The organism is Acidimicrobiia bacterium (assembly GCA_041393965.1).
Classification (GTDB): Bacteria; Actinomycetota; Acidimicrobiia; order Spongiisociales; family UBA5794; genus UBA5794.
This window is the reverse complement of sequence record JAWKJB010000001.1, coordinates 874,065-896,261: the sequence shown is the minus strand read 5'-3', so window position 1 is coordinate 896,261 and position 22,197 is coordinate 874,065. Positions and strand designations below refer to the sequence as shown.

The following is a 22,197-nucleotide window of genomic DNA, read 5'->3' as shown; positions in this document are numbered from 1 at the left end:
GTTGGCTGGATGCGCTGTCGCCGCTGGTGCGCCAACCGTGACGGACGAAGACCTCGACGTACTCCGACGACGGCCTCGTGAGCTCGCAGTCTTCATGCTCGAGGCCACCGTTGCGTGTCTGGAGCAAAGGGGACTCGACCCTTCGATTTACGTTGCCTTTCAGGCGAAGGCCGACATGGACCAAGAAGCTGGCTTCTATTTGGACGAACTTGTCTACTACTCGGGTCTTCTGCCGCCCTTGACACCGGAGGCCGCGGCCATCAGCGGCTATCGGACGGTCGTGCGACCCTACCCACCGGAGGGCAGCAGGACTCCGGAGTTGCCAGCGCAGTACTTCGATGCCCTCGTCGACGACGACTCGCCAATGGTGCAACTCGAGGTGCCCGGCTTTGGGATCATCGGCGCACCGTCCGGTGGCTGTGTTGCCAGTTCTGCGGAACAGGCTTTCGGTTCGGTCGCCGATTGGCTACTTGCCGATCAGTTTGTTGTCTCCGGCATCCGCCAGTTCGCAGCAGAAGCGCTGGAGACCGCTGAGGTGCGGACCGTAGCGGAGGCCTATGCGACGTGTATGCGCGACTCGGGATACGAAGTCGCGAACCCCGCACAAGCTGCACAGATCGCACGGGACAGATGGATCCAGCCCGGAACTGAAGCGGAGTCGCCCGGTCCAGACGAGATCGAGATGGCAGAGGCGGATGCGAAGTGCCAGGCTACTCATCCGGTCCTAGTCGTCGCCGAGGAGATGACTATCGACTTGGCGTCTGAGTGGGTTGCCGACAACCCTGAGGCCGTGACCGCCGCAGCGGCGGCGCAGCGGCGGGCTCTCGATCTCGTCGCAGCCACGGATCCGACGGACTAGTGGCTACCCCCACCACAGATCGGGCTCGGCTGGGGCCGGTGTTGCGCGCGGTGGGGCTGACAGTTAGTTACGGCACCACACGAGCCGTCGACAGTGTCGACGTCAGCATCGGCTCTGGTGAGATCGTTGCGGTCATGGGCCGCAGTGGCTCAGGGAAGTCGACATTGCTCCACACTCTCGCCGGGATACGTCGCCCCGATGCAGGACAAGTGTGGTACCGGGACCAGCGGGTCGACACGATGGCCGATCGGGGACGGACGACATTGCGACGCACTGAGTTCGGATTTGTCTTCCAGCACGGTCAACTCATCCCCGAGCTCACGGCCATGGAGAACGTCGCCCTACCGCTTCTTCTGAATCGCTCGACACGGCGCGCAGCCTATGCAACCGCGGCCGCGTGGATTGATCGTCTGGGGATCGCGGAACAAGCACACTCCCTCCCGGCGCAACTGTCAGGTGGAGAGACCCAGCGTGTCGCCATAGCGCGGGCCATGACTATTGAACCTGCGGTCGTGTTCGCCGACGAGCCGACTGGGTCGCTTGACTCGCTGAACGCCGCCCTGGTTATGTCCGAACTCGCTTCACTCGCCGCTGAGAACGGCACGGCCGTCCTTGTCGTCACACACGACGCACCGACCGCTGCGGTAGCGGGGCGATGCATAAGCCTTAGCGACGGACGGGTGATCGAGCAGTGATGACCCCCGTCGCCGTTCGGCTTTCGATTGGCCGCATCAGACGGTCGGCGGCCCTCACACTGTTCACAAGCATCGCCATCGCCGTGGCGACAATCACCCTTCTGATAGTGGCCTCGGCTGAGAACGCCGTGGCTGCTCGTGGTGTCCGGCAAGCCCAGCGACACGTCCCATCCGTGCAGGAACCAGGCACTGGCCTCGGGACGTTGGTTGCGTTCACCGAGACACAGCTCGGCGGCCGTCGTCTCACCGTTGTCGAACTCGCCGGGAGCGAACCAGGGGCAGCGGCTCCCGTCGGCATCGACACCGTGCCACTCGCCGGGACAGTCGTGGTTTCGCCTGCTCTCGCTGACGCTATCAGGACTTCACCCGACTTTGGTGTCGCCCTCGGCGAGATCACCGAGGGTCATATCGCCCGGGCCGGGCTCGTCGAACCCGATGAGCTGGTCGCGTACCGAAGCTGGGAACCACAAGACCTGGCCCGGATCGCTTCGGTGATCAAGGTGGACCACTTCCCGCTCACCGCCGACGCTGACGCGTGGTGGCAGTCGAAAGTTGCCGTACGACTCGGAATGCTGCTGCTCGCCGCCGGTCTCGTCGTCCCCGCCTTGCTGTTAGTTGGAGTGCTGGCAAGGCTCTCATTGAGCCAACGCAGGAGACTCGTAGCCGGACTCAGGCTGGTGGGCGCTACCGAGACGCAGACCGCGATCGTTGTGGCCCTTGAGGCCGGACTCGCCGGGTTGGTCGGTGCTTCCACCGGCCTACTGGCGTTCTTTGCGATTCGCCCGGCCTTAGCCCAGATCCCCATAGGCGGAGCAGCGTGGTTCCCGAGTGACATCACGCCGCCCGTCTGGGCCGTAGCCGGTGTCATCGTGGCGGTGCCCGTCCTGGCAGCCGCATCGGCATTGGTTGCGGCTCGGCAGGCCATCCTGAGTCCTCTGCCCGTATTCTCGAGGGCCGCGGCTTCACGCATGAGCCCAAGAGCAGCGCTAGCAGTCATCGGAGCGTCGACGGCCTGTCTCGCCATCGCAATGCTCGGCGAACCAGGATCGCCGATCTTCTTGGCCGCGGCGTTCATCGGCGTTGCCGCCACGATGGCCAGCCTGCCCATGATTGGGCCGACTGTGCTCGCTGCGATGAGCAGGGTCGTGGCACGCTCCACCGGGTCCCCGGCACTCCTGCTCGCTGCCAAGACAACCTCCTGGGACCCCAGCGCTTCCTTCCGGCCAAGTATCGGACTCATGGTCGCTGTCATGTTTGTGACAATGGTCAATGGATACGCAACCGGCAACATCGTCGAAGCCTCCCCAGATTGGCATGGCGGCAGCGCCGAGATCACCGTCGACATCGCAACAGGCGACCCGACGGCCGCTGCCGCGTTCCTACAGACCTTGACGGATCTCTCTCCGACCTCCGACGTCCTCCCTCTCCGCCAGGCAACTGACGACCGCACGGGCTTGTCCATCGCTGTCGTGGAATGCCAGAAGGTGAACCAACTGAGCATCGCGCACGCTCAGGACTGCTCGACAAACGAGGTCTTCCTAGCGCCAACAGCCCACGAGAACCAGATCACCGAGCTAGACGTCGCCGGCGTGCAACTCACCGTCACCCCCTCCACAACAGGGACGCTTCACGAGGAACCGGGAACCTGTTGCCTAGGCGCTGACGCCATCGTCTCACCCCGCGTTCTGCCCACTACTGTCGTCCAGGCTCTGCCTACGCGGCGAATACTTGTGGCGACCAGCGGTCACGAAGCCCGCGACGCTGTTCGGATCGCCGCGCTCCAGCATCTCCCCGGCGCACGGATCAGCACGCCAATCGACCTGACGACTGCGAGCAACCAGCCCGTCCGAGAGGCTAGACGCATCGTGAACGGGGCCGCCGCACTCGCCTTGGTTCTCGCTACGGCCAGCCTCTTGGCTGCAGTCGTTGGCAGGCATCTTGACCGCGCGCCCACCTACATGCGGCTGCGGGCGGCAGGGACAGCCGTTAGCACGATCGCAAAGGCTGTCTACATTGAAACATGCGTGTCCCTGCTGACTGCGGTAGCGCTCGGCAGCGCTGCCGGCCTGACCATCTCCAAGGCCCTCGTCACTGTGCTCGACGGGCGCTTCACACCCTCCGCAGGCGCACTGCTTCTGGTCCCAGCTAGCGCATGCGCTATCGCGGCGCTCGTCACGTCCGCGATGATGCTTCCCCTCGCTCGTGGCACCCGTCCGGATGGTCTCAGACCATTGTGACGCGAACTACTCAGGAGGCTCCGCTCACACGAGGACTATCGAAGCGGCATCCCGCTCTAGAAGGGGACACGGATGTCGGCCTCAACGCTATCGCATCAGATCGCTGCCTGTATCAGAAACGGTGGTTTTTGGTCCCAATCAGCTCCGATCGGAAGCTCAGACGGACACCAGACGGACAGTTGAGCCTTCCGACTTGGTGGAGCTTCGACCCTGATCGCCGGAAACCTTTGCCCCATAAGGGTTCCCGGTCGTGGGCGCTACTGGGATCGAACCAGTGACCTCTGCCGTGTGAAGGCAACGCAGACTTCTGGTGCGAGTCGATGGTTGGTCCTACACCAAGCGGCAAGGGCGAACACCTTGCTCGGTACATCCTCAGTACATCGTGGTCGGTGTGAGGTGGTGGGGGGCGAACGAGGCGTGGTACGCCTTCCAGAGGCGGTAGTCGATCTCGGGGATGACGAGCTGCATCGAGTCGGCGCGGTTGGCGTTGACCGCCTCGGTGAGATCGGCGGTCGCCCATAGGGTGGCGGCCCTGATCTCGATCTCGTGATGACTGTCGCGGGGGATGATGACCCGTGCGTCGATCGTCTCGGCAAGCTCCGGGGAGTATTCCAGGATCCCCATCACCCGCAAGGCGACCGGGACGATGTAGTCGGCGAACGCGGTCAGTGCGCCAATATCGTCGAGGACCGCAGCACCGGTCCGGTGCAGACTCCACAGGCCGAGCTGGGCGAGCTTGTGAAACGCCACGGCATGACCTCGGTAGTCGCTCACATCGTTGAATCGGGGGAACTCCACGACGAGCCGTTCGAGCAGTCCATCGCCGTCGGCGTACGCCGCCGGTGCGCACGACTGGACGAAGCGATGAAATGCTCCGCCGTATCGGCCCACGAGCGTTGCTCCGATCTCGTTGAGGATCACCACCCGTTCGTCGAGCATCGGGATCTCAATCGTGCCGTCGAGAATGCGGGCAAGTTCGGCTCGCCCGACCTGTGCCATCCATGCCCCGTCGAGGACATCGATTCCCTCATCCAACGCTCGGCTGAAGCCCGCATACATGGCTTCGGCATCGGCCCAGGCCTGTCCCCGATAGCGGCTGTCGAACCGCTCAGCGGTGGTGAAATCCGTGTAGGCGAAGTTCAGTGACGCGGTGAGCATGGTCCAGTCGACCAGCCGATCCCCCGCCAGCCCGACATCGAACTGGGGGCCGGACGGGGGAACCGAGAAGTCCTCATACGCAAGCCATTGCGCCACCGTGTCGATGGAGTCAAGATTGATCTCGACATGCTCCGCAGCCTCAACCACCGGGACCACGGACCGCAGGACCGGATGATCCCACGCAGGCAGCGTGTGAGGCCGATCCGTCACCACACCGGAACCGATACGCCGAGATCCGCGACCTCGGCGCGGTCCGGATACGACGATTGGGTGCCCTGCCGGGTCGTGGACAGGCTCCCGCATGCCCCACCGAGGGACACGCAACCACGGATCAACATGCCCGCCGCGAGCCCCGCAGCGAAACCGCCGACGAACGCGTCTCCGGCCCCCGTGGTGTCGACGACCCGGACCTGGCGGGCCGCTTCTCTCCACGGCGCGTTCGATCCGTCGGCGACTATCACACCGTCGGCGCCGAGGGTGACGACGAACCCACACCCCCACTCCTGCGCCCATCGCTCCACCGCGGCCTCCGTCGGTGCGTCACCGGTGAGGAGGGCGAACTCCGTCTCGTTCGGGATGAGCCAGTCGGTTGCCGCCAGCAGCCGATCATCGAGGTCGGCGGCAGGTGCCGGATTCAGCACCTTCGTCGCACCGTGTGACCGGGCCCACTCGAAGGCGGCCAGCGTCGCGTCCTGTGGCGTTTCGAGCTGGCCGACGACAACCGCGGCCCGATCGAGACCGGCGAGGTGGCTCGTCACATGGTCCGGTGTGAGGGCGTCGTTGGCGCCGGGGATGATGAGGATGCGGTTCGTGCCGTCACGGTTCACCCAGATCGGTGCCACACCCGTGCCATGGCCGGCAAGGACCCCGATGCCGGACACATCGATGCCGGATTCGTCGAGGTTGTCGATGGTCGCCCGCCCGAGGTCATCATCGCCGACGCACCCGACGAACCTTGTCGTCGCGCCAAGGCGCGCCGCCATCACCGCCTGATTCGCGCCCTTCCCCCCGAACCCCTGCGCGTAGGACGAGCCGACAAGCGTCTCACCGTCCTCAGGAAACCGGTCGCAGTACGCGACCATGTCGATGTTCATCGACCCGACAACGACGATGCTTCCTGCCCCATCCACGCCGCTGAGCGTAGCCGCCGCCAGCCTGCGGCAGGCAGCCCGTCACGGAGCCGAATCCGGCTCCACCGGTGCGGTCAGGACGAGCTCGATCATCTCGCCTGTCTCGCAATTGACCCGTCCGATGCCCCCAAGTGTCGCATCGTCCTCGTTGCGGACCTCCACACCGAAGTTGACGACTCGGTCGCCGGTGCCGCCGTGATAGTCCTGATCGACAAGCACGAGCCTCGCCCCTCTATCGAATCGGTCCGACAGGTACTCGAACAGGGTCGCCCTGTCACGGGCATCGTCATCCACCCGCAGCGGCGGCTCGATGAAGCGGATGAACCCTTCGACCGAAACGACCGCATCCGCAGCCTCAGCGTCGCCGCGGGCCGTCGCTGTGAAGAAGTCCGAGACCGCCGCCCTCGTGACCGTCTCGCAATACGGCACGACCGTCGTCACAGTCGTGGCGGGAGCGGTCGTTGCCGGTTCCGTCGTCGGCGGAGCCGTCGAAGTCGTCACCGACCGCGTCTCGACTAGCCCATCTTGGGGTGATTCCTGACCCGTAGTAAGCCAGAGGACCGCACCGCTGGCAACGATCACCGCGACGGCAACCGCGACCGACCAGCGTGGCAGGGACGGGGAGGCATCGTCGGGTTTCCGGCCGATCGTCTGCCGTTCGTGCATACCCGCGAGCATATCCGGCGAAGCCGATGGCACCACAGAGAGCCCGACGCCCAGACTATTGGCCGGTCACCAACGGTGCGAGGATCCGCTGCGCCTCGGCGAGGTCCTCACGGTTAACGGTGATACGCACCGAGCGGTCACCCAACATGCCCGGATCCGTGACCACCGTTGCGGGGATCTCCGCGTCGGCCAACAGCGCCCAACCCTCCTCGGCCCGCTCGACGGTGTCAAACACGGCCGCTGCGATCTCCGGACCGAGGATTCCCATCAGCAACCTCGCGCCACTGGGGAAGGCCCACGGTGCGACCCGGTCGGCGGGTACACCTACGGCGCCTTCTTCACACGGATCGACGCCGCCGCATCCGCCGCGAGGTGGATGCGCCCGCTCGTCGTCCCCAACACGATGCTGCCGTCGGGTGCCGCGGCAAGCACCGACACCACCGATCCCGGGTCCGCGCCATGGGACGACAGAAATGAGTCATACGGTGGCGCCGCGTCGAGGACCACCACCTCGGCTCCCGGCGGTGCGTGGGCGACCTGGATCCCGTCAGGGCTCGACGCCTTCCCCTTCCCAGGGATCGGCTTGCCGGTCGGGCCGAACCCCGGATTCCCGAGAAACGACGCAAGCTGATCCGCGACATCGTCTGGGGTCACATGTTCCATCTCGCAAGCAACGGTGTCTGCCCGCTCGGGGGTGAGGCCGAGATGCTCGGCGAGGAACAGCCCCCACAGGCGACGATTCCGCAACACACCACTCGCAAGCACCGAACCCTCCGCGGTGAGCGTCACCCCCTTGTACGGGGTGTACTCGACAAGGCCGAGCCCCTGGAGCTTCTTGATCATCTGGTTTGCCGACACCGACGACACCGTCAACACCCTCGCGATGTCCGACACGGCGATCGGGGGCGTCGACCCGTCCTCGACCGCGCGGGCGATCGTGATGAGGTACATCTCTTCGGCTTCGGTGGTCACATGGGTGTCGGGCATCACGGAACCAAGCGTACCGGCGCCGATCCGGATGCTCACCGACACTGATACCGTGGCACGATGGACAACACGCTTGTCGGGACATGGCGTCTCATTTCGTGGACGGTCACCATCGGGAACCGAACGGTTCGCCCCTTCGGCGGTGCCGCCGTCGGCCTGCTCACCTACACCGGCGACGGGCGCATGAATGCCTCGCTGATGCGCGAAGACCGCGACCTCCTCGACACGCACTCGTTCGCCCAAGCGCACGCCCTCGACCGGGCCGCGGCAGCCGTCGGATACATCGCCTACGCAGGGACCTATGTCGTCGATGGCGACCAGGTGCACCACGATGTGGAGCTGAGCCTGTTCCCTGACTGGGTCGGCACCACCCAGTCCCGACAGATCACCTGGGTCGACGATGCCGAGCACGGCACCGTGCTGGAGCTGTCATACATCCAGCCGGGGAACGGAAGAGAAGCCGCCAATACACTTCGGTGGCACCGAATCACCACGGAGGACACGACATGACGACCCTCGCCGAATGGACAGAAGCCGCCGCCTCGGTGGAACCCCGAAACCGGCTCCTGATCGACGGCGAATGGGTCGACTCGGTGTCAGGTGCGACCTTCGACACGATCAACCCCGCGACCGGCACCGCGATCACCGCCGTCGCAGAAGGCGACGAAGCCGACATCGACGCCGCGGTGCGGGCCGCGAGAGCGGCGTTCGATGACGGAAGGTGGGCGAACCTGTCCCCTCGTGACCGCGGCCAAGCCCTCATCCGGCTCGCAGAACTCATCGATACCAAGGGTGAGGAACTCCAGCTGCTCGAAACCCTCGATGTCGGCAAACCGATCCGCTACTCGCGTCGGGTCGATGTCGCCCAGGCCGTCCACACCTACGCCTGGTACGGGGAAGCCGTCGACAAGCTCTACGACGACATCGCACCGACGGGTCCCGACGCGCTCGGGCTCATCACCCGCGAACCGATCGGTGTCGTCGGAGCGGTCACACCGTGGAACTTCCCGATGATGATCAGCGCGTGGAAGCTCGCCCCAGCACTCGTCACCGGCAACTCCGTTGTGCTCAAACCGGCCGAACAGTCACCCCTCACGGCGCTGCGGATCGCAGAGCTCGCACTCGAGGCAGGGATCCCGCCGGGGGTCCTCAATGTGGTTCCCGGCTACGGCGAGACCGCAGGGCGCGCACTCGGCATGCATCCCGATGTGGACGGTGTCGCCTTCACCGGCTCGACCGAGGTCGGGAAGCTGTTCCTCAAATACGCCGGCGAGTCGAACATGAAGCGCGTATCGGCCGAAACCGGCGGCAAGACGCCGAACATCATCTTTGCGGACGCACCCGACCTCGACTTCGCGATCGGTGCCGTCGGATTCTCCATCTTCTGGAACACGGGCGAGATGTGCATCGCGGGGTCGAGGCTCCTCGCCCAGCGCGAGGTCTATGACCAGGTGGTCGAGTCCGTCGGGGAACTGTCGGCGGGCTGGATGCCGGGAGACCCGCTCGATCCGGCGACGAAGGCGGGACCGATCGTCGACGAGGCCCAGCTCGACCGTGTCTGCAGCTACATCGACCGGGGCGTCGAACAAGGGGCACGCCTCGTCGCAGGCGGGCACCGAACCCTCGACGAGACCGGGGGCTACTTCGTCGAACCGACGGTGTTCGCCGATGTGCGCAACGATATGGACATCGCACGCGACGAGATCTTCGGCCCGGTGCTCGGCATCATCCCGTTCGATACCGAGGACGAAGCTCTCGCCATCGCGAACGAGACCCGGTTCGGATTGTCAGCCGCCGTGTGGACCTCGAACCTCGGGAGGGCCCACCGGCTGTCGGCAGCGCTGCGAGCGGGGACCGTCTGGGTGAACAACTTCGACACCTCAGACATCACCGCCCCCTTCGGTGGCTACAAGGAGTCGGGCTTCGGCGGCAAGGACAAGTCGCTCCTCGCCCTCGACAAGTACACGAATGTCAAGACCACCTGGATCAACCTCGGCCGCGGCGGCAGATAACCCTCCTGCTTGGTGTTCAGCCTCGCTGGCTCGGCGGTGCAGACGAGACGCCCTGACGCCCGTCGATGTGTCAGCCGCCCAGCGTCTCGAGGATGTCCTTCATCAGCAGGGCCAGGTGCAGCCCATCGGTCGGCGAGTTCTTGGTTCGCTTCCTACTGAGTCGGGAGTGGGTGCATTCGCCGACGCCTGTCCAGGGCGGAACCAGCAGGTGGGTTTACAGGATGAGGGCGATCTGTTCCCAGGTGCGCCACAGGCCGGTGGCCGTCAGCAGACCGAGACAGGCGTAGCCCGTCGGACGGAAAAACCGCACGATCCAAGCGGGCATGCGATCGGTCGCAGGCGCGATGAATGCAACAACAGTTGCGGCCCACAAGACGATGAACAAGGCAGCGATGCCCCGTTGGGGTTCGCAACCACAGAAGCTCTCGAGCGAGAAGAAGGCGAGCGTGGCGAGCGCGCCGAGCGTCAGCGGCGTGAGCGCGACCATGTAGAAGATCATCACTCGTTCCCCCTCGACCGGCAGTCGTGCGTCGAGGACCGCAGCGATCGCAACGACTCCGATGGCAAACAGCACATGGAGGGCCACGAACATCGCCACATTGAGTGCCCTCGGTTCGAGGATCAAGAAGTCGATCGACTCGAACCCGCCAGCGGCGCCGCCTGCTGCGAGCACAACCAGCGCGAGTCCAACGACACGGAACCGCCCCATCCACGCCAGCCACGGGTCGGACCCCACGACGATACCGGTGCCGACGAGCGCCATCAGTCCGCCGACGAAGATCATGATGGCGATCGTGCCCTCCAGCGTGAACTCGCCGATCCGATTGCCGTTCTCGGTGAGCCGCCTGAGCATGTGATCCGGAGCGGCAAGGGCCGAGATCCGCATCACGATGCGACCGCCGACACCGCCGACAACCACGCCAGACACGAGCGAGGCCATGACCAGGATCCCGATGCGACGAATCGTCGCGTCTGCGACAGCCCAGTCGGCTACCTGGGCGTCCGTGGTCATGGTCGCTCCTTGGTTCTAGGTCGCTGGCTGTGGCTCGCTTGCGATTCGCCGGTAGTTGCTTGCATCGATGAACGCCGCCACCGATGCCGCGAGCAAGACAAGCGCCAACAAGATAAACGGCGGGAACCACCAGAACGCCAGAAGGGAAAGCCCCCCAGGGATCAGGCCGATGCCGATGAGGCGGCTTCCGAGCACGCGCCGTTTCGGCCGGATCACCAGCCCAGCGAGGATGGCCAGCGACGCTGCGAATTCGATCGATACAAAGACCAGTGTCAAGACATCGAAGGGCTGATCCCCTTCGAAACCCATTCCGAATCCGAATCCGCCAAGCATGACGAGGCTGATCACAGCTACGGCCAACCACCAATTCTTCTTGAAACTATCCACGGCTATCTCCGTTCGTTCCGAGAGCGCCGATGTGATCGTGTCACCAACAACTTCAAACCAGACCTTGACGGATCCAATCCCGCCACCTTCGTGTGCAAGCCGATCACGCAGGAGCTGTACCATGGGTTCGCCATATTCAGCGCGGTGATCCGACGGAAACACAAGCAAGAGCGACCGATACACCCGTTCGTGCATGGTCATGTCATGTTCCTTCCAACCCGGGCTTGAGCTGACGCTTGGTCTGCTTCGCCTGGGCGGTACGAACGAGCCGCTCCAGCCGTTCCGTTTCCGCAGCCAGCACGAGTACTCCAGCACCAGTGGCGCGGTAGTACCGGCGGCGTTCGTCGTCCATCTCGGGGTCTGGTCGTTCATCGGTCTCTTCGACAAGACCGGCGCTCAACATTCGTTTGATCGCTCCGTAGAGCGTTCCGGGACCCATCGTCACCTCACCATCGGTGATCTGCTCGACTTCGCGCATCACGGCATAGCCGTGCTTCTCCCCGTCGGCGAGCGCCAACAGGATGTGAAGCTGCGATGCGGGAAGCGGCAGGAATCCCTGTGGATCGATGGTTCCTTCGCTCACGATGCGATCTCCTTGTACGCGACTGCCGTGGCCACGGTGTGTCGTGCATAGATATATCGTATGTCGATATATCTGTCAAGGGGTCAGATCATCAGATGTGCTCGGCTACCGGACCTTGGCAAAGCCTCGGTTCACATACACCAAAGGCAGCGCGTCCCCGACCGTGCCGCGGCGGACAAGGCCGTAGAGCACCCAGTGGTCACCCATCTCGGTGCGCTCGATCGTCTCGCACTCGAAGACCTGAAAGGCGTCTGCAAGCACGGGGCCCGCATGTGGGGTCTCGGGCTCGGACCATTCCACCGAACCGAACTTGTCGACGCCCGGAGTTGCGAAAACCATCGCGATGTCGTCGGTGCCCTCTGGCATGAAGTTCACGGTGTAGCCGTCCGCTGCGATCATCGCGTCGAGTGAGCCTGCAACCTTGTCGATGCACACCAACACGATCGGCGGATCGACGGACACGGACACGAACGCCGACACGGTGATCCCGACAGGGCCATCCGGTGTCGTGACCGTCACGATCTCAACCGAACCCGCATAGTGCGCCATGGCGTCCTTGAAAGCCTTGCCGTCCATCACCGTGTCTTGCATCGATCCTCCAGCACGCGAGAACGCGAGCCTACCGGTATCACCGGGAACCCCGGAGGTCGTCACCGGTCCATAGACTGCGACCATGGTCAGCCAACCGACCCCGTCCTTCATCGACATTGTCGAGGTCGGTCCGCGCGACGGCCTCCAGAACGAAGCGGTCATTCTCACCACCGACCAGAAGGTCAGCCTCATCGAGCACCTCGTCGACGCAGGCCTTCGCCGCATCGAAGCCGTCTCCTTCGCCCACCCCGACGCCGTTCCGCAGATGGCCGACGCCGAAGCGGTCATGGCAAGGGTGCCGACCGTCGACAATGTCTCGTACATCGGCCTCGTCATGAACGAACGGGGCTGGCAGCGTGCCGCGTTGACCCCCGTCGACGAGATCAACCTGCCGGTCTTCGCCACCGACACCTTCAACCGCAAGAACCAGGGTGTGCCAACCGACGAATCGATCGAAGCGGTGTCGCACATCGCTGCTGAGGCGTCCGCTGCGGGTCTCGGCGTGACTGCGACGATTTCCGCGGCCTGGGGTTGTCCCTTCGAGGGCGAAGTCGACATCGACCGCCTCGTCGACATCGCAGGCAGGCTCGCCACGGCCGACATCCACGAGCTTGCGCTCGGGGACACGATCGGTGTGGCCGACCCGTGGGCCGTCACCGAGCGCATCACCGCCGTGCGCGCCGCCACAGGGAACCTGCCCATCCGCGTCCACTTCCACGACACCCGCAACACCGGCATGGCGAATGTCCATGCAGCGATCGGGGCCGGGGTCACGATCATCGACGCATCGGTCGGCGGGATCGGAGGCTGCCCGTTTGCGCCAGCAGCCACCGGCAATATCCCGACCGACGACCTCGTGTACATGCTCGATCGCGCCGGGTTCAGCCACGGCGTCTCCCTCGAGGCTCTCATCGGGATCTCGCACGAACTCGAGGACGCACTCGGCAAGCAGGTGCCTGCCATGCTCCCGCGAGCCGGAGGGTTCCCTCCCACATGATCCGACACATCGCCATGTTCACCTTCAACGACGGCGTGGCACCCGACGCCATCGACGCCATCGACTCACGACTCGCCGAGCTGCCCGGACTCATCGACGAGATCGTCGAATATTGCTTCGGGCGCGATCTGCGCCTCACCGACACGACAGCCGACTACGCCGTCGTTGCGGACTTCGCAACGGAAGCCGACTACGCCACCTACTCGGCGCATCCCGCCCATGTCGCAGTCGTCCGGGAAGTCATCGCACCCGTTGTCGCCGCGATCTCACGAGTCCAGTTCGAGATCGACTGATCCAACGAACAGCGCCACGACCGAGCCGACCGCAACCGCAGCGACTGCACCACCAACCGGCGCGATCGCCCAGAAGGCGTCGACACCCCCCACGAGCGCCGCAACACCCACAAGCGACGCTGCCGAGAGCCGCGACAACCGCACCCGTCGAACCTCGATGCTGCCACCGGCGCGGTCGGTCGGCGACACCGCCACCACACGAATCATCGACAACGCAGCCGCCACCAAGCACCCGGCAGCAATCAGTGCCGTCTCGCCGGTGATCGTGACCGGAGCGAGATCCGCGCGGTACCAACCGGTGACGAACGACACCGTCAACACGCCGACCGCCCACCAGCGCAGCGGACCGAACTCGGGCGCCGACCTCAACGCGGCGAACGCCACGATCCCGATCGGCCACGCCCACAACGCACCACCGGAACCGAAACCGACCAGCGCAACGAGGAGAAGATCGGTCGGCCCGAGAAAGCGCCCGACACTCCCGGTCACCATCCGCAAAGTCAGCAGCGCAGCAGCACACACAAGAACATCGGGCCGAGCGACGATGGCACCGGTCGCCGCGGCGAGCATCGCGAGCGACGCGACATGGGCACGGTCCGGGTCGAGTTCGCGCCCGATCGCCCAGCCGATCCCGACGGCGAAGGCCGACCCGACCGCCTCGAGGTACGACAGGCGGCCGCCGATGGCCGCGGCGGTGACGAACCCGCCGAGCGCGACGAGGAAGCCACCGGCGACGATCCGGTTCGATACAAACCGCATGTCCATGCCGCGCCCGAGACCACGAAACATCATCCACCTACCTCGAGGTGACGCTACAGCGACTTGAGGAAGTGAAGCAGGACTCGCCGGTCGTCGGCGTCGAGCGCAACGAAACGGTCCCGGGACGCAGCACCCTCGCCACCGTGCCACAGCACGGCTTCTTCGATCGATCGAGCCCTCCCATCGTGCAGGAAACCCGCCTCCGGATTGACCGCCCGCACCATCCCCAGACCCCACAGCGGCGCGGTCCGCCACTCCGTCGGGCCGGCCACACCATCGGTTCTGCCGTCACCGAGCTCGGGGCCCATGTCGTGGAGCAGGAGATCGGTGAACGGGTAGATCGTCTGGTTCGCAAGTGCCTCGACTTCGTGACTCGCGGTGACCCAACGCTCGATGTGGCATGCGTCGCATCCGATGGTGTTGAACAGGTCCCGACCTTCGACAACCGACTCGTCGTCGGTCCCGGTTCGTGCAGGGACCGCGAGCGTCTGGCCATAGAAGACGACGGCGGCGAGGCGCTCCGCTGAGATCTCGGGGCTCCCACCGGTGGCAGCCCGGACGCACGCAACCTGTGGATCGGGGCAGTTCTCTTCCGGGTAGCGGGGCGATGTGATCCCGAGGTCGAGGAGGTACGCGAGCGCCGTCTGGTCGGCAATCGTGGCGATATTCGCCTTGAGCCCGAAACGGCCGAGCATCTCGACCCCCGACAGCGAGGCCACGACCGAGGCCCTTCCCGAAATCCCGTCACCGTCGGCGTCGTCGGGATCGGTGTTTGCCCTGATGTCGGCAGGGTCGATGGCTTCGAGGAGACCGAGCCCGATCAGCCCGGGACCTGTCCGGAAACCCGACGCGTGACGGCCAGCAAGCGACCCGAATGCCTCGTCGGTGACGCGCACCTCGGGCGTGCGGAGCGTGTACGGCGTCCCGTCGGGATAGGCCTGTTGCGTCTCGTTCCATGTGACCTCGATGGTTCCCTCTGCTTCCACGCCGTCGACCGACGCGGTCTGGAGCTGGACGCCGTAGTCATCGAGCGCGACACCGGCACCGTCGGCGTCGACGAACCGCAGGATCGGAGCAGCGTCACCGGCACCGGGGGGTGCCGACCGCCCGTCGGCGGGATGGCACGACGCACACGACGAGGCGAGGAAGGTTGGTCCGAGGCCGTCCTGTGCGGATCGGCCCTCCCCAGGAACCGACCATGGCTCGGTGAAGAACCGGTCCCCGATGCGGAACCGGGCGACCTCGGCTTGCGTGAGGTTCGCCGCCGGTTGGCTGAACGCCCCCGCTCCCGTGATGCGAACGGTGCCATCCCCCCCGGGGGCCGACGGCCCGCTACCGCCCCACGGGGCCGACAACCCTTGTGAACAGCCCGACACGGCTGTCACGAGGGCGACCGCTGCGACGAGATGCGAGGCCCGGTGCATCCCGACAGCGTACGGGATTCAGGGGGCACGACCCATGGTCGGGTCGTGCCCCTTTCCCTTGCGATCTGCTCAGCGGCCACCGATCAGGCGGACAAGACCGACTGTTCGGCTGACGCTTTTCGATCCTCGTGCTCGGCTTTCCTCTGTGCGATGAACGCATCCCATTCCGCCTGGGTGATCTGACCGTCCTCGAGGAGTTCAGCGAACGGGCCGTCCTCGTTCCTGAACGGGTGCCGCTCGGGCAGGTCAGCGATCTCATCGGCGGAGATCACGCCATCTTCGAGCAGGTCCGCAATCTGTCTGTGGAGGTGCCTGCGCATGTGACGGCGTCGGTGGTCGACCCAACCGGGCCGTTTCTCGCGCAGCTCCTCGCGCTTGGCCTTGACGGTCTCGAGGATCGTGTCGGCCTGGGCTTGGGTGATCGTCCCGTCATCGACGAGGTCGCTCAGGGCTTGCTCGAGTGGCGGCACGAAGTCGGGACGGTCAGCCTGTTCGGTCGTTGTGCCGTCGTCCTGCGCAGACGCAGGGGAACTGATGACGGAAGCGGCAACGACGGCTCCCGTGACGAGAACGCCAGCCGCAACGACGCTTGCGATGATCCGTTTCATGGTCTCTCCTTTCGATCGACGCCCCCACAGTCTCCCGAGCCGGCCTCAGGGGGTTGTGTGGGGAGGCTGAGAACCGGGTGAGAAGCGTCGGTCCGACACCGTCACCGATCAACGACCGGGACGGTGAACCCGACTTCGGCGCCTTGCCCGTCGGACCGGTTCCGTGCAAAGACCGTGCCGCCGTGGTCGGTGACGATCTGTTCAACGATCGACAGTCCGAGACCCGATCCGTGGGTTGCCCGCGCAGCCGTCGAGCGGTAGAACCGTTCGAAGACATGGTCGAGGTCCTCGGCGTTGAATCCCTGCCCTTCGTCACGCACCGTCACCGTTCCGGCCGCGACATCGATGGTGATGGTCCCGTCGGGAGGCGACCACTTGTCCGCGTTTGCGACGATGTTGCCAACGGCACGCTCGAGTGCAGCCCGACGACCGCGCACCGCGGAGTCGTCGGTGTCGACGACGATCCGTCGCCCGCTCCGGCGCACGAAGCGCCCGGTCACCTCATCGACGACATCGGCGATCGCGACGACCGACAGCGGCTCGGTCTGGTAGCGGTCCGTTGCGAGGTCGACGATCTCCGTGACGAGCGCTGACAGTTCCTCTACTTCTGCGTGCGCGGCGTCGAGCATTCGCTCCCGGTCGGCCTCTCCGACCCGGTGGCGTTGCAACACCTCCAGATTGGTCCGCAGTGCCGTGAGCGGCGTCCGCAGCTCGTGACCCGCGTCGCGTACGAGACGCGCCTGCTGGTGCCGTGCCGTTTCGAGCTCGTCGAGGAGGTCGTTGAATGCCTGCGCGAGGTGGGCAACCTCGTCGGACCCCTTCACCTCCAACCGTGTCCCGAGGGTTCGGTCGCCTGCGACCCCTGCGATGGAGGCCTCGAGATCGGTCAACGGTCTCACAGCCGTGCGGGCAACCACGAGGCCGAGGCCCGCTGCGAGGACGACACCAAAAGCTCCGGTGAGCACCAGCATGAAGGCGAATCGTTCGAGGGTCTCGTCGGCTTCCGTGAGGGGCCGACCGACCTGGATGATCGTGTTGGTGGCGTCGCTGTGCACGGCCGCGATGCGCAGGTGGACACCGTCGACCCACACCGACCGGAAGGTGACCTCGCCGGACCCGACCGCCGCCGCTTGCGGATGCGGCAAAACGAGGTCACCCTCGCCGACATTCACCACACCGGTTCGGCCGATGAGCTGCACATATGCGTCGTCGAACTCGGCCGACGAGCGCGGTCGGAACAGCTCGAGCCAGGTTCGCGGAATCGCCGTATCGATTCGTCGCAGCGTGCCGTCGGGGTTCAGCCTCACGACGCCTTGGGTCGGCAAGGAGGGTGCCTGATCGTATCGCTCGACCCGCACGGCAAGGCTGTCATCGATCGGTCCAAGCACCCTTGAGCGGGCGCCGAGGTACACGACGACCGAGATGATGACGACGGTGACCGCAACGGCCGACGCCGACACGAGCGCGATCCGGCGGGTGATGCTCATGGGTCGGCGCGCAGCACATACCCGACGCCCCGCACCGTGTGGATCAGGCGGGACCGACCGCCTTGTTCGGTCTTGCGGCGGAGATACCCGATGTACACATCGAGGGAGTTCGACGAGGTGATGAAGTCGATACCCCAGATCTCTTCGTAGATCGTGTCGCGGTCGAGGACGATGCCCGGTGACCTCGCGAGCAGCTCAAGAAGGTCGAATTCCGTCTTGGTGAGCCTCACGGCATCCCCCGACCGACTGACCGAACGAGCACCGACATCGATGACGAGATCATCGAATCGGAGGACCTTCGAGACATCACCGGCCGACCGACGCAGCAAGGCGCGGATCCGTGCGAGGAGCTCGTCGAGCGAGAACGGTTTCGTCACATAGTCGTCCGCACCGGCATCCAACCCGTCGACGCGGTCGCCGACCGCGGTGCGAGCGGTCAACATCAGGATCGGGACATCGTCGCCGCTGGCACGGATCCTGCGGCAGGTCTCGATCCCGTCCACATGGGGCATCATGACATCGAGAACGACAAGGTCGTGACCGCCGTTGCGGACCATCGAAAGGGCGACACCGCCGTCGGGAGCGGTGTGCACCGTATATCCCTCGAAGCCGAGGGCACGCTCAAGGGCGTCCCTGACCGACGGGTCGTCCTCAACGACGAGGATCGATGCTTCCTTGGAATCCATTGGCAACAGACTACGGCGGCACGATGAGAGTGCCGTGAACAACACATGAGACGCCTCTGAGAGGAAGCCCACCACAACGGCTCCGATTCCGGCGCGGCCGGTCGGTACCATCGCAGACCATGACATGGGACATCCGCGACCGCACGGTGCTGGTGACGGGCGGCAACAGCGGATTGGGGAAGGCAACCGCCGAGGCCCTCGCCCGCCACGGTTCCCGTGTGGTGATCACGGCACGAGACGAAGCGAAGGGCGCCGATGCCGCTGCCGAGATCGGCCACTCGACCGGATCGGGCGTGTCGGTCATGCGGCTCGACCTCGCCGACCTGGCGTCCGTGAAGGCTTTCTCCGACGAGTTCACCACCAACCACGGCGACCTCGCGGTCCTGGTCAACAATGCCGGAGGGGTCTTCGGATCCCGATCCGAGACCGTCGACGGCTTCGAGACGACCTTCGGCACCAACCACCTCGGGCCGTTCCTGTTGACCTCCCTCCTGACCGACCTGCTGGTCGCGTCGGCCCCCGCACGGGTGATCAATGTCGCCTCCATCGCCCACACCAACGCAACCGACGGCATCCGCTTCGACGACCTGATGTTCGAAGAGGGTCGCTACCGGCAGATGAAGGCGTACGGCCACTCCAAACTCGCCAACATCCTCCACGCAAAGGAGCTGAACCGACGCCTCTCAGGGCGAGGGGTGACGGCGTACTCCGTGCACCCCGGACTGGTGCAGACCGACCTCGGCCGTGGGGAGAGCCTGCTCATCACGATGGCGATCATGTTCGGCCGGAGACGGCTCGTGTCACCGGAACAGGGCGCCTCGACCGCGGTGTGGCTTGCAACGGATCCGAAGGTGACCGACAACGCAGGCGGCTACTTCGCCGATAGGGCGCCCTCGAGGTCGACCCGCCACGCCACCGACCCTGACCAGGCTCGCTGGCTGTGGGAGGTCTCCGAGTCGCTCGTCGAGCGCGACCCGCCTGGGCAGGACTGCCGCCGATGACCGATCAACACCTCCTCACGGGCGGAGACGACGCCGCAGAGTATGGCCAATCGGTGCCCGTGCGTGCCCACCAACCCTTGTGGCGAAGAGTCCTTTCGGTCGCGATCACGGTGGCAGTCCTCGTCGTTGTCTTCGGTTTCGTGCTCCCGAAACTCGCCGACTATGACGCCGTTGTCGGCTACCTGTCGGATGTCTCAGGGATCGAATGGGTTGTGCTCGGTGCCCTTGCGTTGGCCTTCCTCGCCGCGTACCCCGTCGTCCTGATGCAGACGATGCGCTCCCTTCGGTTCCCCGAGGCCTTGGTCAACCACCTCACCGGGACCGCAGTCACGAACGCTGTCCCGTCGGGAGGTGCCATCGCGCTTCCGCTCAACTACGCCATGTACATGTCGTGGGGATTCACGCCTGGCATCATCTCGGCGGGCATGCTCGGAGCCGGGGTGTGGGATTGGCTGGCGCGGATCGCGCTCCCGGTCATCGCGGTATTCGTCGTTGCGCTTACCGGCAACGCGGTTCCGTGGATGTGGGCGGTATCGATCGCGGGGGCAGTCGTCGTCGCTGCCATGGTCTTCGGTGTTGCACGACTGCTCGCGTCGGACCGCGCGGCTGAAGGCATGGCCGGTTTCACCGATCGAGTTGGTGGCTGGGTTTTCGGCGTCGTTCGCCGTGACAATCCGGGGATTCACGACATGGTGATGCGTTTCCGCACCGATCTCAAGCGCATCGTCGATCACCGGATCCTGCGCCTGTCCGCAGCAACCGTCGCGAACCACGCCGCGATGGCGGCGCTGTTCACTGCCTCCATCTACGCCGTCGGCGTGTCAACCGATGACATCACCGTGGCGTGGGTCGTTCTCGCATTCACGCTCGGCCGCTTCCTGGTCATGATCCCCGTCAGTCCCGGTGGTCTCGGCCTTGTCGATCTCGGATGGATCGGCATCCTCACTCTCGGGTGGCAGGCCACCACCGGTGTTCCCGTCGACGCCGACCGCCTCGCTGCCGGAGTGCTGCTGTTCCGTGCGCTCAGCTTCCTCCCACCCATTCCCATCGGGATGGGCACATGGCTGTTCTGGCGATCAAACCGGAGCTGGCGCCAGCCATGGCAGGTCGTCCGCCGGGGCACAAGCCAGGATCAGCCTCCCGGCTGATCGGTATGCTCGGCGGCACATTCACCCCAGAGCGGCGCGGGCGGCGTGGTAGCCACACATGCCGTGGACACCAGCTCCCGGCGGCGTGGCAGACGAGCAGAGAAAGATGCCACCACCGAGATCGTACGGACCGGTTCTCCCGATCTGGAGCACCTTCCGCAACCCGTACGCACCACCTCCGATGTCGCCACCGACGAGGTTCGGGTTGTACGCCTGATACTCCGTCGTGGTGCGAGTCGCTCGGGCCAATACGAGGTCTCGAAAGCCGGGAGCAAACCGTTCGACCTGTTGCTCGATGGCCCCGGTCATGTCAGCTCCGGAACCGTTCGGCACATGGCAGTATGCCCAGGCGGTATGTTTGCCTGCGGGGGCCCGACGGTCGTCGAACAGCGACGGTTGCGCAAGCAGCACGAAAGGTCGATCGGGGTGCCTGCCTTGCGCCACGGTGTGCTCTGCCAGCCGTACCTCGTCGTAGCTCCCACCAAGGTGCACCGTCCCCGCACCGCCACTGATCGGATCCGACCAGGGTATTGGGCCATCGAGGGCCCAATCGACCTTGAATACACCCGGTCCTGGCCGCCAACGAGCCAGATGTCGGATCACCGACGGCGACAGACGATGCCGCGCCATCGCGAGTGCCGCAGGGGGCATCACATCGAGCAACACCAGGTCGGCTGACAGCTCATCCACATCGGTGACCCTTCGCCCGAGCTCGATTGCCCCGCCAAGAGCGACGAACCGCTCCGAGAGCGCCCGCGCAATTGCCCTGGATCCTCCCCTCGCGAGCGGCCAACCGTGCGTGTGCCCGATCGCCGCCAGCATCAGTGCAACCGCAGATGTTGCTGTGACATGGAAATCAGCGATGGCATGCGCGGCCACTCCGGCCAGCAGCGCCCTCCCACTGTCGGTACGGAATCTCCTTGAGAGAACCGACACCGGAAGGCCGCCGATCAACCCGAGCCGGGTAAAGGTACGCAGGTGTGGCGGTGGGATCGTCACCGGCCCAAAGGCCACGCTCACCGACTCATCGATGCGCTCGACGAATGGGGTCATGAGCCTGCGGTACGGTTTCCCGTCGGTACCGAGTCCAGCTGCGGTCTCGGCGACGGAACGACGGAGGCCTGCGGCTCTGCCTCCGTCGAGTGGGTGGGCAAACGGGATCGGGGGCTGGATCCAGTCCACATCGAGGTCGATCTCGTCGAAGTAGGGGGAAGCCACGGCCGCGGGATGAATTGCCGAACAAACATCGTGATGGAACCCCGGCAAAGTGATTTCGGCCGTTCTGGTTCCGCCGCCAACTTCGTCTGCCGCTTCGACGAGCAACACCGAGCGGCCCGAACGCGCAAGTTCGATCGCCGCGGCGAGCCCATTGGGACCCGACCCCACGACGGCTGCGTCATACTCGCTCATGACCGGGAGGTGGGAGTTGCTATCGCCGACAAGCTGGCGCTTGATCCCGCGCGGACGGATGTGCCGA

Annotated in this window: 24 protein-coding genes; 9 read left to right on the top strand and 15 right to left on the bottom strand. The window is 65.3% G+C overall.

Features of this window, described 5'->3' with window-relative positions; all coding sequences use genetic code 11:
* Positions 1 to 37: 37 nt before the first annotated feature.
* The 3 genes from R2823_04715 to R2823_04705 are packed head-to-tail and all read left to right on the top strand — an operon-like array spanning position 38 to position 3,791.
* Positions 38 to 859, top strand: coding sequence for a hypothetical protein (locus R2823_04715; protein ID MEZ5175491.1), 822 nt, complete (start codon positions 38 to 40; stop codon positions 857 to 859).
* Between the two features lie 38 nt (positions 860 to 897).
* Positions 898 to 1,554, top strand: coding sequence for an ABC transporter ATP-binding protein (locus tag R2823_04710; protein ID MEZ5175490.1), 657 nt, complete (start codon positions 898 to 900; stop codon positions 1,552 to 1,554).
* On the top strand, positions 1,554 to 3,791 hold the full coding sequence (locus R2823_04705; GenBank protein MEZ5175489.1) for an FtsX-like permease family protein: 2,238 nt from the start codon (positions 1,554 to 1,556) through the stop codon (positions 3,789 to 3,791). Before R2823_04710 ends, R2823_04705 begins: the two co-directional genes overlap by 1 nt.
* A 372-nt stretch (positions 3,792 to 4,163) precedes the next feature.
* On the opposite strand, the gene R2823_04700 is transcribed toward R2823_04705, so the two are convergent.
* Genes R2823_04700 through R2823_04680 form a run of 5 tightly spaced genes read right to left on the bottom strand, consistent with a single transcriptional unit; the run spans position 4,164 to position 7,732 of the window.
* On the bottom strand, positions 4,164 to 5,159 hold the full coding sequence (locus R2823_04700; GenBank protein MEZ5175488.1) for a queuosine salvage family protein: 996 nt from the start codon (positions 5,157 to 5,159) through the stop codon (positions 4,164 to 4,166).
* Entirely contained in the window at positions 5,156 to 6,079 is a 924-nt protein-coding gene (gene rbsK / locus R2823_04695) for a ribokinase (protein ID MEZ5175487.1), read from the bottom strand. The genes R2823_04700 and rbsK overlap by 4 nt, the downstream gene beginning before the upstream one ends.
* A 42-nt stretch (positions 6,080 to 6,121) precedes the next feature.
* Positions 6,122 to 6,745, bottom strand: a complete 624-nt coding sequence (locus tag R2823_04690) for a hypothetical protein (protein MEZ5175486.1) — start codon at positions 6,743 to 6,745, stop codon at positions 6,122 to 6,124.
* 55 nt (positions 6,746 to 6,800) lie between these two features.
* Positions 6,801 to 7,013, bottom strand: a complete 213-nt coding sequence (locus R2823_04685) for a hypothetical protein (protein MEZ5175485.1) — start codon at positions 7,011 to 7,013, stop codon at positions 6,801 to 6,803.
* 56 nt (positions 7,014 to 7,069) lie between these two features.
* The gene (locus R2823_04680) at positions 7,070 to 7,732 is read right to left on the bottom strand and encodes a metal-dependent transcriptional regulator (protein MEZ5175484.1); all 663 of its coding nucleotides are present in this window, start codon (positions 7,730 to 7,732) and stop codon (positions 7,070 to 7,072) included.
* Positions 7,733 to 7,792: 60 nt separating this feature from the next.
* Between R2823_04680 and R2823_04675 the strand changes: the two genes are divergently transcribed.
* Together R2823_04675 and R2823_04670 are read left to right on the top strand one after the other, a co-directional pair.
* Positions 7,793 to 8,242, top strand: coding sequence for a lipocalin-like domain-containing protein (locus tag R2823_04675; GenBank protein MEZ5175483.1), 450 nt, complete (start codon positions 7,793 to 7,795; stop codon positions 8,240 to 8,242).
* Positions 8,239 to 9,744 (top strand): aldehyde dehydrogenase, encoded by a 1,506-nt coding sequence (locus R2823_04670; protein ID MEZ5175482.1) that lies wholly within the window; start codon positions 8,239 to 8,241, stop codon positions 9,742 to 9,744. Before R2823_04675 ends, R2823_04670 begins: the two co-directional genes overlap by 4 nt.
* 214 nt (positions 9,745 to 9,958) lie before the next feature.
* Here the strand turns inward: R2823_04670 and R2823_04665 are convergent, their stop codons facing one another.
* The 4 genes from R2823_04665 to R2823_04650 all read right to left on the bottom strand — a co-directional run bounded on the left by R2823_04665 (position 9,959) and on the right by R2823_04650 (position 12,317).
* Positions 9,959 to 10,756, bottom strand: coding sequence for a hypothetical protein (locus tag R2823_04665; GenBank protein ID MEZ5175481.1), 798 nt, complete (start codon positions 10,754 to 10,756; stop codon positions 9,959 to 9,961).
* 15 nt (positions 10,757 to 10,771) lie between these two features.
* Complete coding sequence (locus tag R2823_04660) at positions 10,772 to 11,344, bottom strand: hypothetical protein (GenBank protein ID MEZ5175480.1); 573 nt, start codon at positions 11,342 to 11,344, stop codon at positions 10,772 to 10,774.
* Position 11,345: 1 nt separating this feature from the next.
* Positions 11,346 to 11,726, bottom strand: coding sequence for a PadR family transcriptional regulator (locus tag R2823_04655; protein ID MEZ5175479.1), 381 nt, complete (start codon positions 11,724 to 11,726; stop codon positions 11,346 to 11,348).
* A 105-nt stretch (positions 11,727 to 11,831) separates the two neighbouring features.
* Entirely contained in the window at positions 11,832 to 12,317 is a 486-nt protein-coding gene (locus R2823_04650; GenBank protein MEZ5175478.1) for a flavin reductase family protein, read from the bottom strand.
* 82 nt (positions 12,318 to 12,399) lie between these two features.
* Between R2823_04650 and R2823_04645 the strand changes: the two genes are divergently transcribed.
* Both R2823_04645 and R2823_04640 read left to right on the top strand, forming a co-directional pair.
* Positions 12,400 to 13,314, top strand: a complete 915-nt coding sequence (locus R2823_04645) for a hydroxymethylglutaryl-CoA lyase (GenBank protein ID MEZ5175477.1) — start codon at positions 12,400 to 12,402, stop codon at positions 13,312 to 13,314.
* On the top strand, positions 13,311 to 13,607 hold the full coding sequence (locus R2823_04640; GenBank protein MEZ5175476.1) for a Dabb family protein: 297 nt from the start codon (positions 13,311 to 13,313) through the stop codon (positions 13,605 to 13,607). Before R2823_04645 ends, R2823_04640 begins: the two co-directional genes overlap by 4 nt.
* Here R2823_04640 and R2823_04635 read toward each other — a convergent pair.
* The 5 genes from R2823_04635 to R2823_04615 all read right to left on the bottom strand — a co-directional run bounded on the left by R2823_04635 (position 13,581) and on the right by R2823_04615 (position 18,571).
* Positions 13,581 to 14,399, bottom strand: coding sequence for a hypothetical protein (locus R2823_04635; GenBank protein ID MEZ5175475.1), 819 nt, complete (start codon positions 14,397 to 14,399; stop codon positions 13,581 to 13,583). The genes R2823_04640 and R2823_04635 overlap by 27 nt on opposite strands.
* A 20-nt stretch (positions 14,400 to 14,419) precedes the next feature.
* Positions 14,420 to 15,790 carry a di-heme oxidoredictase family protein gene (locus R2823_04630; protein ID MEZ5175474.1) on the bottom strand — a complete coding sequence of 457 codons (1,371 nt, stop codon included), beginning with the start codon at positions 15,788 to 15,790 and terminating at the stop codon, positions 14,420 to 14,422.
* An 83-nt stretch (positions 15,791 to 15,873) separates the two neighbouring features.
* A complete protein-coding gene (locus tag R2823_04625; GenBank protein ID MEZ5175473.1) occupies positions 15,874 to 16,398 on the bottom strand; it encodes a hypothetical protein in 525 nt (174 codons plus the stop codon).
* A 101-nt stretch (positions 16,399 to 16,499) separates the two neighbouring features.
* Positions 16,500 to 17,885: a HAMP domain-containing sensor histidine kinase gene (locus R2823_04620; GenBank protein MEZ5175472.1), complete on the bottom strand. Its 1,386-nt coding sequence runs from the start codon at positions 17,883 to 17,885 to the stop codon at positions 16,500 to 16,502.
* Complete coding sequence (locus tag R2823_04615) at positions 17,882 to 18,571, bottom strand: response regulator transcription factor (GenBank protein MEZ5175471.1); 690 nt, start codon at positions 18,569 to 18,571, stop codon at positions 17,882 to 17,884. Before R2823_04615 ends, R2823_04620 begins: the two co-directional genes overlap by 4 nt.
* A gap of 119 nt (positions 18,572 to 18,690) precedes the next feature.
* On the opposite strand from R2823_04615, the gene R2823_04610 reads away from it, so the two are divergent.
* Together R2823_04610 and R2823_04605 are read left to right on the top strand one after the other, a co-directional pair.
* The gene (locus R2823_04610; GenBank protein ID MEZ5175470.1) at positions 18,691 to 19,572 is read left to right on the top strand and encodes an SDR family oxidoreductase; all 882 of its coding nucleotides are present in this window, start codon (positions 18,691 to 18,693) and stop codon (positions 19,570 to 19,572) included.
* The gene (locus R2823_04605) at positions 19,569 to 20,720 is read left to right on the top strand and encodes a YbhN family protein (protein ID MEZ5175469.1); all 1,152 of its coding nucleotides are present in this window, start codon (positions 19,569 to 19,571) and stop codon (positions 20,718 to 20,720) included. The genes R2823_04610 and R2823_04605 overlap by 4 nt, the downstream gene beginning before the upstream one ends.
* Before the next feature lie 21 nt (positions 20,721 to 20,741).
* On the opposite strand, the gene R2823_04600 is transcribed toward R2823_04605, so the two are convergent.
* Complete coding sequence (locus R2823_04600) at positions 20,742 to 22,130, bottom strand: NAD(P)/FAD-dependent oxidoreductase (protein ID MEZ5175468.1); 1,389 nt, start codon at positions 22,128 to 22,130, stop codon at positions 20,742 to 20,744.
* Positions 22,131 to 22,197: the final 67 nt, after the last annotated feature.

Bases quoted from the DNA above. Each gene is read 5' to 3' on its own strand.
- R2823_04610 (MEZ5175470.1), top strand. From the start codon at position 18,691: ATGACATGGGACATCCGCGACCGCACGGTGCTGGTGACGGGCGGCAAC.
- R2823_04640 (MEZ5175476.1), top strand. From the start codon at position 13,311: ATGATCCGACACATCGCCATGTTCACCTTCAACGACGGCGTGGCACCC.
- R2823_04630 (MEZ5175474.1), bottom strand. From the start codon at position 15,790: ATGCACCGGGCCTCGCATCTCGTCGCAGCGGTCGCCCTCGTGACAGCC.
- R2823_04670 (MEZ5175482.1), top strand. From the start codon at position 8,239: ATGACGACCCTCGCCGAATGGACAGAAGCCGCCGCCTCGGTGGAACCC.
- R2823_04650 (MEZ5175478.1), bottom strand. From the start codon at position 12,317: ATGCAAGACACGGTGATGGACGGCAAGGCTTTCAAGGACGCCATGGCG.
- R2823_04605 (MEZ5175469.1), top strand. From the start codon at position 19,569: ATGACCGATCAACACCTCCTCACGGGCGGAGACGACGCCGCAGAGTAT.
- R2823_04675 (MEZ5175483.1), top strand. From the start codon at position 7,793: ATGGACAACACGCTTGTCGGGACATGGCGTCTCATTTCGTGGACGGTC.
- R2823_04620 (MEZ5175472.1), bottom strand. From the start codon at position 17,885: ATGAGCATCACCCGCCGGATCGCGCTCGTGTCGGCGTCGGCCGTTGCG.
- R2823_04685 (MEZ5175485.1), bottom strand. From the start codon at position 7,013: ATGGGAATCCTCGGTCCGGAGATCGCAGCGGCCGTGTTTGACACCGTC.
- R2823_04665 (MEZ5175481.1), bottom strand. From the start codon at position 10,756: ATGACCACGGACGCCCAGGTAGCCGACTGGGCTGTCGCAGACGCGACG.
- R2823_04645 (MEZ5175477.1), top strand. From the start codon at position 12,400: ATGGTCAGCCAACCGACCCCGTCCTTCATCGACATTGTCGAGGTCGGT.
- R2823_04615 (MEZ5175471.1), bottom strand. From the start codon at position 18,571: ATGGATTCCAAGGAAGCATCGATCCTCGTCGTTGAGGACGACCCGTCG.
- R2823_04680 (MEZ5175484.1), bottom strand. From the start codon at position 7,732: ATGCCCGACACCCATGTGACCACCGAAGCCGAAGAGATGTACCTCATC.
- R2823_04625 (MEZ5175473.1), bottom strand. From the start codon at position 16,398: ATGAAACGGATCATCGCAAGCGTCGTTGCGGCTGGCGTTCTCGTCACG.
- R2823_04705 (MEZ5175489.1), top strand. From the start codon at position 1,554: ATGACCCCCGTCGCCGTTCGGCTTTCGATTGGCCGCATCAGACGGTCG.
- R2823_04690 (MEZ5175486.1), bottom strand. From the start codon at position 6,745: ATGCACGAACGGCAGACGATCGGCCGGAAACCCGACGATGCCTCCCCG.
- R2823_04635 (MEZ5175475.1), bottom strand. From the start codon at position 14,399: ATGATGTTTCGTGGTCTCGGGCGCGGCATGGACATGCGGTTTGTATCG.
- R2823_04660 (MEZ5175480.1), bottom strand. From the start codon at position 11,344: ATGACCATGCACGAACGGGTGTATCGGTCGCTCTTGCTTGTGTTTCCG.
- R2823_04600 (MEZ5175468.1), bottom strand. From the start codon at position 22,130: ATGAGCGAGTATGACGCAGCCGTCGTGGGGTCGGGTCCCAATGGGCTC.